The following is a 9033-nucleotide window of genomic DNA, read 5'->3' on the forward strand; positions in this document are numbered from 1 at the left end:
GTGGTGAATTAACCATATCAGAAAGGGGGTCTTTTTTCATCACCTAATGGGTGATGAAGCAGATTACTTTAAAGACTATTAAATCAATGTTAGGAAAGACTATTAGTAAAACTATGAATTATTCAGGGGAGATAAGTTATACTAACGATTTTCTAGGTGCATCTCAAGCAGGATGGAAAGCCATTCATTATACACCCTAAACACAGACGTGACAATCCAATGCATCCAACGTCGATTGAAAATATTTCTGAAATCATCAAACTTTTTTCTCACGCTCTAGCAATTATTCAGATTGCTTCACAAATAGTTAATACATCCATGCTAGATTAAGTCTAATATATAGGAGGAATTCAAATGACTAAAATTTTAATTATAGAAGATGATTTGGAATTAGCAAATATGTTCCAATCTGTCTTAGAACATGCGGATTATGACGTTAAAACAGTTGGTAACGGTGTCCTTGCTCTAGATTATTTAGATAAAGAATATGTTGATTTAATTATAACTGATATTATGATGCCAGAAATGGATGGCTATGAATTTGCAGAATCCATGCGTCAAATCGGAGACGAAGTCCCTATTCTAGTTATCTCAGCCAAAGATGATTATGAAGATAAGAAACTCGGCTTTAGAATCGGCGTCGATGATTATATGGTTAAACCTATTGATGTTAAAGAAATGGTACTGAGAGTTGAAGCTTTACTTCGCCGTTCTAAGATAGCGAACAGTCGCCATTTAATTATTGGAGACACAACTTTGAACCAAGATAACTTCTCAGTTACTACTGGCGACGATGTTTCATCACTGCCACAAAAAGAGTTTTTACTCTTGCAAAAACTGTTATCCTATCCGGATAAGATTTTTACCCGTCAACAATTAATGGATCAAATTTGGGGATTAGATACTCAAACAGATGAACGTACCATTGATGTACATATCAAACGATTACGTGATCGTTTCTCTGATAATGAAGACTTTAAGATTATGACCATTCGTGGACTAGGCTATAAGGCAGATGTAACACAATGAAAAAGTGGCTTGAATCACGCTTATGGATCTACTTTTCATTTGTAACTTTAATACTTACGATTGTTTTCGCTGCTGTATTAATTATTATAATCTTAGTTTTGGAAGAGTTTGCCCTATTGCCAAGTTTGGAGGGGTCTCCTAAACTTTCTTGGGTCATCCCTATCATCTTTAGTAGTGTAATTGGTTTAGTGATATCTGGAATTGTTATGATCCAAATTCTAAATCCAATTATCAAACTTAAGAAAGCGATGACCAAAGTGATAGAAAGTGACTTTTCAGTGCAATTGGATGAAAACGAACGGATCGCTGAAGTATCGGAATTGTATCATTCTTTTAATTTAATGGTCAACGAATTAAGTAGTATTCAACGTTTACAAAGTGACTTTACATCCGTAATCTCACATGAGTTCAAAACCCCTTTATCTTCGATACAAGGGTATGCACAGCTTTTACAGTCTCCTGATTTGTCCGCAAGTGAGCGGGAATCTTATCAGCATCGAATCATCGTTGCAACTAAACAACTTTCTGGCTTATCAGATAATATATTAAAATTATCAAAACTTGATAATCAGTCTATTTCAATTGAAAGAAAACCTTATCGTTTAGACGAACAAATCCGTGAAAGTATTTTAAGCCTCCACAACCAATGGGAGGAGAAAAACTTGACGATGACGATCGACTTAGATTCAACCGTGCTCTATGCCAATGAAGATTTATTGAATCAAGTTTGGATCAATCTATTAGATAATGCAATCAAGTACAGTGAGCAGGATGGACAAATCATCGTGCATCTAAAAGACTCAAAAGATTCGGTTGAAATTATTATCGAAGATACGGGGATTGGTATTCCTTCAGAGAAGTTAAATATTATTTTTGAGCGTTTCTTCCAAGTGGACGGTAGTCGCTTTAGCTCAGGTAATGGGCTTGGTTTAGCGATTGTTAAACGTATTATTGATATCCACGAAGGAACTATCGAATATCAAAGCGAACTTGGTGACGGAACGAAAGTCATCATTATATTACCACATAAGAAAATTGAACATATTAAATAAGTAATTCATGAGTATCCTATTCTTTTCAAATGAAAGGTCATTTGATTCTTCCTCTTAAGGATATCACGCATGAATCTGTTTACAGTAAAAGAGCGGGCACCATATTGCAATGGTGTCCGCTCTTGTTAAATTAAAAAGTGAATTAGTTACGACGGCCTCCACGACCACCGCGTTTACCTTCTGTATTACGACGTAAAGATGATAAGTTATCTTCACTATCTTTTAGGAATTGGTTCATTAATGAATCGAAGTCATTCCCACCACTATTGTTACTGTTGTTGCTTCTACTTTGTTGTGGTCTGCTATTTGAACTGTGGTTTGGTTTGCTATAGCTCCCTTTATTACTGTGACTTTGCCCTTTATGATCACTCGGTTTTTTATCGTGTGAAGGTGCAGGTCTTGTAGCTGCTTGATCTGGTTGTGCTTGCTCATTCGCTTTACGAATTGACAAGTTAATCTTTCCATCTGGGGTGATTTTAAGAACTTTAACTGTGACTTCATCGCCTACTGATAAGATATCGTTAATATCTTTGACAAATCCATCTGAAACTTCACTAATATGAACGAGTCCTGATTTATTTTCTGGTAATGAAACAAATGCACCAAAATTTGTTATACCTGTGACTTTACCTGAAACTTTTTGACCTACTTCAACTGACATTAATTACAATTTCCTCCTTGATTTTCTATCTATTGTAATGAGTAAGGGATTATTCTTGATTATCTTCTAAATCAAAAATAATTTCACCTGGTTTACTATAATAATAGTCACGTCTTGCAACATCTGCGAGGTATTCAGGATCTTGCATATGTTTATACTCTTCTTGTGCCTGAATGTTCTCTTGCATTGCTTCCTTTTCCAGTTCTTTTGCAGTAGCTAACTCTTGTGTTAACGCATCTGATTCCAGATATGCTTGCACGAGAGGGACAGCGGCTAGTGTTACTCCGATAATACCTATTGCTAGAACACCTAACGTTTGCACTTTAAACGTTTTTTTAGGTTTATTGTTTACTTCAGCGGGGTCAGCAGAACCATTCCGATGTTGTCCCCGTTGATTCGGAAGATACACAATTTTCTCATTTTTTCTATGATTATTTGTTTTCGATTGTTGCACGCGTTTCACCCCTTATTCATATCCGAGTATAACAGTATTTCTCTCAAATATCCAATCTAATTGATAAAATTTGGTGAACTGATTCGATTAAATTTTACTGCTCTAACCGTTCTTCCGAAATGATTTTGTACATATTTTGAGCATCTTCTTTTTTAGTTGATTCTTGCAATTCATTAACTTCAACGGTCATGAGTCGATTCCCGAAACGAATCGTTAACTCATCTCCGACTGCAACTGCTGAACTTGATTTAGCAATGTTACCATTAATTGTAATCCGTCCTTGGTCTGCTACTTCTTTAGCAACAGTTCGACGTTTAATTAAACGAGAGACTTTCAAAAATTTGTCTAGACGCATCTTTACACCTCCTGTGTTACTTGATTTAAGACATCAGCCGTATCTTTTGTGAAATTAATCAACGCAGATAGCCACTGATCATTATCTTTATTATATACATTTAAGCTGACTTCTAATTTATTTTTATTGATTTGTACTTTAGCTTGCAGCTGGACATTTTGTAAAGCTTGGAATATGTTCGCTCCTTGAAGATGCTTCGTGGCTTCTTCATTAAACGTGGCAATGACTTCTTGACGCTTACGTGTAAATGATACAATCCCTGCTTCAATACTGTAGTGTTTAATTAAAGCGATATCTAACAAGTCAGATACTTCATCTGGGAATTCACCAAATCGGTCAATCAACTCATCTTGCAAACTACGATAGTCTTCTTCAGAACTGATGTTTTGAATAGATTTGTAGACACCGATTTTTTGGATATCGTCATCAATATACTCGCCCGGAATATAGGCATCAATATTGACTTGCCATTCGAATGAATTCGTTTCACCAAAGGTTTTCGCACCATGACCTTGTCGAGAATCCACCGCTTCTTTAAGCATTTGCGTATAAAGATCGTATCCAACTGAATCGATGAAGCCGGATTGTTGCTTACCAAGTAAGTCACCTGCTCCACGAATAGACAAATCTCGCATAGCAATCTTAAAGCCGGATCCTAATTCAGTAAATTCACGAATAGCATTTAAACGCTTCTCACTAATCTCATTGAGTTGCTTAAATGGCTCATACATTAAATATGCATAGGCTAAGCGGTGCGTACGGCCTACACGCCCTCTAAGTTGATATAGAGTTGATAAGCCCATATGGTCCGCATTTTCAACAAATAGGGTGTTTGCGTTCGGTATATCTACCCCTGTTTCTATGATGGTTGTTGTTACTAGGACATCATATTCTCCACCAATAAAGTCGACTAAGACACGTTCTAATTCTACTTCTGATAATTGCCCATGAGCGACAGCCACTCTCGCATCTGGTACGAGATTCGAAATTTCTTCAGCCTTTTGATGAATAGTTGCGACACGGTTATGCAAGTAAAAGACTTGCCCACCACGAGCTAACTCACGTTCAATCCCTGTTTTTACAACACCTGCATTCAATTCCATTACATAAGTTTGTACAGGAAATCGGTTTTGGGGCGGAGTTTCAATCAGTGATAAGTCGCGCACACCAATCATAGACATATGTAAAGTTCTTGGAATTGGTGTAGCAGTTAATGTTAGTACATCTACATCGGCTTTCAATTGTTTTAGTCTCTCTTTATGCTTCACTCCAAAACGTTGTTCTTCATCGACAATTAATAAGCCTAAGTCATTAAATTCTATATCTTTTGAAAGCAATCGATGCGTCCCAACAATAATAGATAACTCGCCCGATTTGATTTTTTTAATATTCTTAGTTTGTTCTGCGCGTGAGACAAATCGGCTTAACATACCTATCTCAAAGGGCCAATCACTAAAGCGTTCTTGAATCGAGTTAAAATGTTGCTGGGCAAGTATCGTTGTCGGCACTAAAAAGGCTACTTGTTTACCATCCATAACGGCTTTAAAAATCGCTCGAATCGCTACCTCAGTCTTCCCATAACCAACGTCTCCTACAAGTAAACGGTCCATTGGTTTATCTTTTTCCATATCCTTTTTAATTTCTTTCGTACTTCTTAATTGGTCAGCTGTTTCGACATACGGAAAGGCATTTTCAAATTCTTTTTTCTCAGGTGTATCTGGAGTAAATGGATAACCTTTTCGTTTTTCGCGTTCTGCATATAAGGTAATCAATTCATCAGCGATGTCTTCAACTTTCGCTTGAACTTTTCTAACTGTTTTCTTCCATTCACTTCCGCCTAGTTTGTTTAATCTCGGTTGTTTCGACTCTGAAGCGACGTATTTTTGTAGTTGATTAATATTTTCAACTGGGAGTAAGACCCGAGCATTATCTTCATATTCAATCGCAACTAGATCTTTATGAACGCCACTTATTTCCATCGTTTCTATACCGACATAACGCCCAATTCCGTGACTTAAGTGGACAACGTAATCACCAACGTCTAATTCGTTATAACTCTTAATTCGCTCTGAGTTTGATAAGCCCTGTGATGTTGCTTTCTTACGTCTTAATTGATTGAATAATTCAAGTTCAGTGACTACAACCCAGTTTTCGTTTGGTAATTCAAACCCTTTGGCTAATGACGTCGTAACGATATTGATGGCCCCTGTTTGAGGTTCGTCTCCCTCTTGGATAACTGTTGGGTGAATATTATATTCTTCAAATAAATTCAATGCTTTAACAGCATCTTTATTTGTTGATACGGTCACTTGGACTAATTTCTCTTGCTTCAACCATTGTTCCATCTCTGCTTTAATTAGTGGCATTTGATGGAAGAACTGGTTCATACTTCGATATTGAAAGGCATAGACATCTGAGAAACGAATATTCGCTAAGCCACCTTGCATCAATGAAAAATATTGGACAGCTACTTTACTTCTTGATTGGCGAATTTCTTCATAGGCTTCCAATTGAATTGAAACACCTGGTAAAAGCTGTCCTTTACTGATTTCTTGCTCAATCCAAAATTGGTCTTGTTCAATGGCTTGAAATTCATTTTGTTGAATTCGCCCCATCTCCATAACGATGAGCCGTGCATCATTTTGCAAGTAATCAATGAGTGACGTGCCTTCTTTATCCCAGAAACCTAAGTAGGCATTAGCATATTTTAAAGGCTCTCCTTGTTCTAATAAAGTAAACTGTTCCTTTTGAACGGATTTTAATTGCAATTTTAATTCTTCATCTTCAATTTTTTTCAGATGTTTATCCAAATGTTTCTTTAATTTGTCTAAGATGCCTCTTTGATCACGGGGTGTAAAGATGACATCTTTGGCGGGGTAAAATTCAGTCTGTTCAATATTCTCCATCGATTCTTGCGTTTCTGCATTGAATAGTCGGATAGAATCTAATTCCGTATCAAAGAAGTCTAATCGAACTGGGTGATCTGCGTTTAAGGGATAGAAGTCAACGATACTCCCGCGAATACTATATTCACCAGGTGATTGAACCATCCCTTCACGGCGATAACCATATTGATTGAATAACTTTTCTAAGTCCTCTCTTTCAATATCCATCCCAATTCCCATTGTAATTAAAGCATCTTTCCAACGTTCAACTGGTGTGAGCCTCATGCGTAGAGCACCTGAAGATGCAACGATAATGCATGGCTTTCCGCTAGCTAATGCGTTTAATGCTTTAACACGATCAGCAGTATTGTCCATCGATGAAATTGAATACATCACGGCTAATGACTCTTCATTAGGGAATAACAATACCGGAACATCCGGCAATAAACTTACTAAATCTTCAAATAATTCATTTTGTTGTTTGTGTCTCGGTTCAATGACTAAATATTGTTGTGGTTGATTCAAATATTGTTGAGCAATAAATATAGAACGCGCACTATCGTCCAGGCCAGTAAGGAGTTTGGCATCCGAATCTTTTGAATTGTTGATTTGATTAATCATTGGACTAAAGGGTTGTGTATACATTGTTGTCATTCTTTATATCTGCTCCTTTCTATTAAAAGAATAAATACGGATTTAGGGGCTCAGTAACTGACCCCCTTTAATCCATATCTATAGTAATCTTATTCTACCATATCTTACTTATTATATTCACTCATAACGTGTTGGAAATCCTTGCCATCAAGCCAAGCTTCAATGGCATCCACAGTTTGGTCAACTGCATCATCAACTAAAATCCGATCTTCGGCTGTAAATCGCGCCAATACATGGTCAACGACTTTCCAACCACCTTGAGGACGACCGATACCAATCTTGGCACGCTTAAATTCATTCGTACCTAACATGTCGATAATACTTTTGACCCCATTTTGGCCACCTGAACTGCCTTTTTTACGGAAACGAACGCGTCCAGGATCCAAGTCTAAATCATCATGAATAACTAAAATATCATCTATATCAATACCATAATAGCTCATTGTTGGCAGTAAAGCTTCTCCAGAAAGATTCATGTATGTGAAAGGTTTCATTAGCAGAACTCTTTCTCCATTTCGATGCCAAATTGTATAGTCTGATCTGAATTTTTGTTCGGTCATTTCTAATTGATGACGTGTTAAAATTTCATCAATAGCATCAAAGCCAATATTGTGACGGCTGCCGTTATATTTGCTACCAGGATTGCCTAAACCTATTATTAACTTCACTTTTATCACCTATCATTTCTTAATAAAATCTCTTCGGTAGTATATCACAAACCTACTTATAAATCCTGAGTTTGAATTATTTTCAATTTGGAAACGTTTAAACTATAATTAGTATTGAGTCATAGGTTTTAATTGTGATATACTGAACACATAATGAAAGGGGATTTTTATTATGACAGAAACATTAGATAATATTATTTTAATAGGCGACGGCGCGGTCGGTTCAAGTTTTGCATTCTCATTAACTCTTCAAGGTGTTGGACGAGAATTAGGTATTATTGATATCGATACAGATAGAACTGTTGGAGATGCGATGGACTTATCGAGTGCCTTAGCTTACCATTCAACTAAAACAATCTATTCAGCCCAATATTCTGATTGTCACGATGCTGATATTGTTGTCATCACTGCGGGAGCTGCCCAAAAACCGGGTGAAACTCGTTTAGACTTAGTTAATAAGAACTTAAAAATCTTTAAATCTATCGTTGGAGAAGTTGTTGCATCTGGTTTCGATGGTATCTTTCTAGTAGCGACAAACCCCGTAGATATTCTGACTTATGCAACATGGAAATTCAGTGGCTTCCCTAAAGAGCGTGTCATAGGTTCAGGAACGTCTTTAGATACCGCTCGTTTCCGTCAAGAAATTGCTTCATTAGTGGATGTTGATGCTCGTAATGTTCATGGATATATTCTTGGTGAACATGGTGATACGGAATTTCCTGTTTGGTCTCATGCTAATATTGGTGGCTTACAAATTTACGAATGGATTAAAGGTCATCCTGGAACAGATGAGGAAGCTTTAGCCAATGTATTCTTTAAAGTTCGTGATGCTGCTTATGAAATCATAAAACGCAAAGGAGCAACATATTATGGAATTGCTGCTTCCTTAACTGCCATCTGTCGTGCTATCCTAGATAATACACATTCTATCTACCCTGTTTCTGCATATTTAGATGGTGAATATGGTCAAGAGGACGTTTATATCGGAGTGCCTGCGGTGATAGGTCGAAAAGGTATTATCTCTACTGTTGAAATTCCTTTAAATGAATTAGAACAAGATCGTATGAACCATTCTGCAAATACTTTACGTGATATCATTAATGAAAGTTTTGCTAACTTAGAAGAATAAAAATTCACAAAATAAAAACGGTTCTACAATAAATAGGGTTGATGACAAAAATTAAAATGTCATCAACCCTATCTTTGTGTCTTCTAAAAGACGCAGATATTCGTTATATTAAAAGTACCACCAAATAACATAAGGAGAATATCTAC

General features: G+C 36.6%; 8 protein-coding genes. 3 read left to right on the top strand and 5 right to left on the bottom strand.

The window, feature by feature from the left end:
- The first annotated feature begins 354 nt into the window (after positions 1-354).
- Both ACEN4N_RS10450 and ACEN4N_RS10455 read left to right on the top strand, forming a co-directional pair.
- Positions 355-1029, top strand: a complete 675-nt coding sequence (locus ACEN4N_RS10450) for a response regulator transcription factor (RefSeq protein ID WP_407090772.1) — start codon at positions 355-357, stop codon at positions 1027-1029.
- Positions 1026-2081: a sensor histidine kinase gene (locus tag ACEN4N_RS10455; RefSeq protein ID WP_407094189.1), complete on the top strand. Its 1056-nt coding sequence runs from the start codon at positions 1026-1028 to the stop codon at positions 2079-2081. The genes ACEN4N_RS10450 and ACEN4N_RS10455 overlap by 4 nt, the downstream gene beginning before the upstream one ends.
- Positions 2082-2223: 142 nt before the next feature.
- Here ACEN4N_RS10455 and ACEN4N_RS10460 read toward each other — a convergent pair whose 3' ends face one another.
- The 5 genes from ACEN4N_RS10460 to pth form a co-directional block, all read right to left on the bottom strand.
- On the bottom strand, positions 2224-2742 hold the full coding sequence (locus tag ACEN4N_RS10460; RefSeq protein WP_407094190.1) for a S1 domain-containing RNA-binding protein: 519 nt from the start codon (positions 2740-2742) through the stop codon (positions 2224-2226).
- Between the two features lie 49 nt (positions 2743-2791).
- Positions 2792-3196 (bottom strand): FtsB family cell division protein, encoded by a 405-nt coding sequence (locus tag ACEN4N_RS10465; RefSeq protein WP_407094191.1) that lies wholly within the window; start codon positions 3194-3196, stop codon positions 2792-2794.
- 94 nt (positions 3197-3290) lie between these two features.
- Positions 3291-3551 carry an RNA-binding S4 domain-containing protein gene (locus ACEN4N_RS10470; protein WP_407090768.1) on the bottom strand — a complete coding sequence of 87 codons (261 nt, stop codon included), beginning with the start codon at positions 3549-3551 and terminating at the stop codon, positions 3291-3293.
- A 2-nt stretch (positions 3552-3553) separates the two neighbouring features.
- Complete coding sequence (gene mfd, locus ACEN4N_RS10475) at positions 3554-7090, bottom strand: transcription-repair coupling factor (protein ID WP_407094192.1); 3537 nt, start codon at positions 7088-7090, stop codon at positions 3554-3556.
- A gap of 104 nt (positions 7091-7194) precedes the next feature.
- Positions 7195-7758, bottom strand: coding sequence for an aminoacyl-tRNA hydrolase (pth, locus tag ACEN4N_RS10480; RefSeq protein ID WP_407094193.1), 564 nt, complete (start codon positions 7756-7758; stop codon positions 7195-7197).
- A gap of 172 nt (positions 7759-7930) precedes the next feature.
- Between pth and ACEN4N_RS10485 the strand changes: the two genes are divergently transcribed.
- A complete protein-coding gene (locus tag ACEN4N_RS10485) occupies positions 7931-8887 on the top strand; it encodes an L-lactate dehydrogenase (protein ID WP_407090765.1) in 957 nt (318 codons plus the stop codon).
- The last annotated feature ends 146 nt before the right edge of the window (positions 8888-9033 follow it).

Origin of the sequence: Ruoffia sp. FAM 20857 (assembly GCF_045528645.1) — a bacterium.
Taxonomy (GTDB): Bacteria; Bacillota; Bacilli; order Lactobacillales; family Aerococcaceae; genus Ruoffia; species Ruoffia halotolerans.

Bases quoted from the DNA above. Each gene is read 5' to 3' on its own strand.
- ACEN4N_RS10450 (WP_407090772.1), top strand. From the start codon at position 355: ATGACTAAAATTTTAATTATAGAAGATGATTTGGAATTAGCAAATATG.
- ACEN4N_RS10455 (WP_407094189.1), top strand. From the start codon at position 1,026: ATGAAAAAGTGGCTTGAATCACGCTTATGGATCTACTTTTCATTTGTA.
- ACEN4N_RS10460 (WP_407094190.1), bottom strand. From the start codon at position 2,742: ATGTCAGTTGAAGTAGGTCAAAAAGTTTCAGGTAAAGTCACAGGTATA.
- ACEN4N_RS10470 (WP_407090768.1), bottom strand. From the start codon at position 3,551: ATGCGTCTAGACAAATTTTTGAAAGTCTCTCGTTTAATTAAACGTCGA.
- mfd (WP_407094192.1), bottom strand. From the start codon at position 7,090: ATGACAACAATGTATACACAACCCTTTAGTCCAATGATTAATCAAATC.
- ACEN4N_RS10485 (WP_407090765.1), top strand. From the start codon at position 7,931: ATGACAGAAACATTAGATAATATTATTTTAATAGGCGACGGCGCGGTC.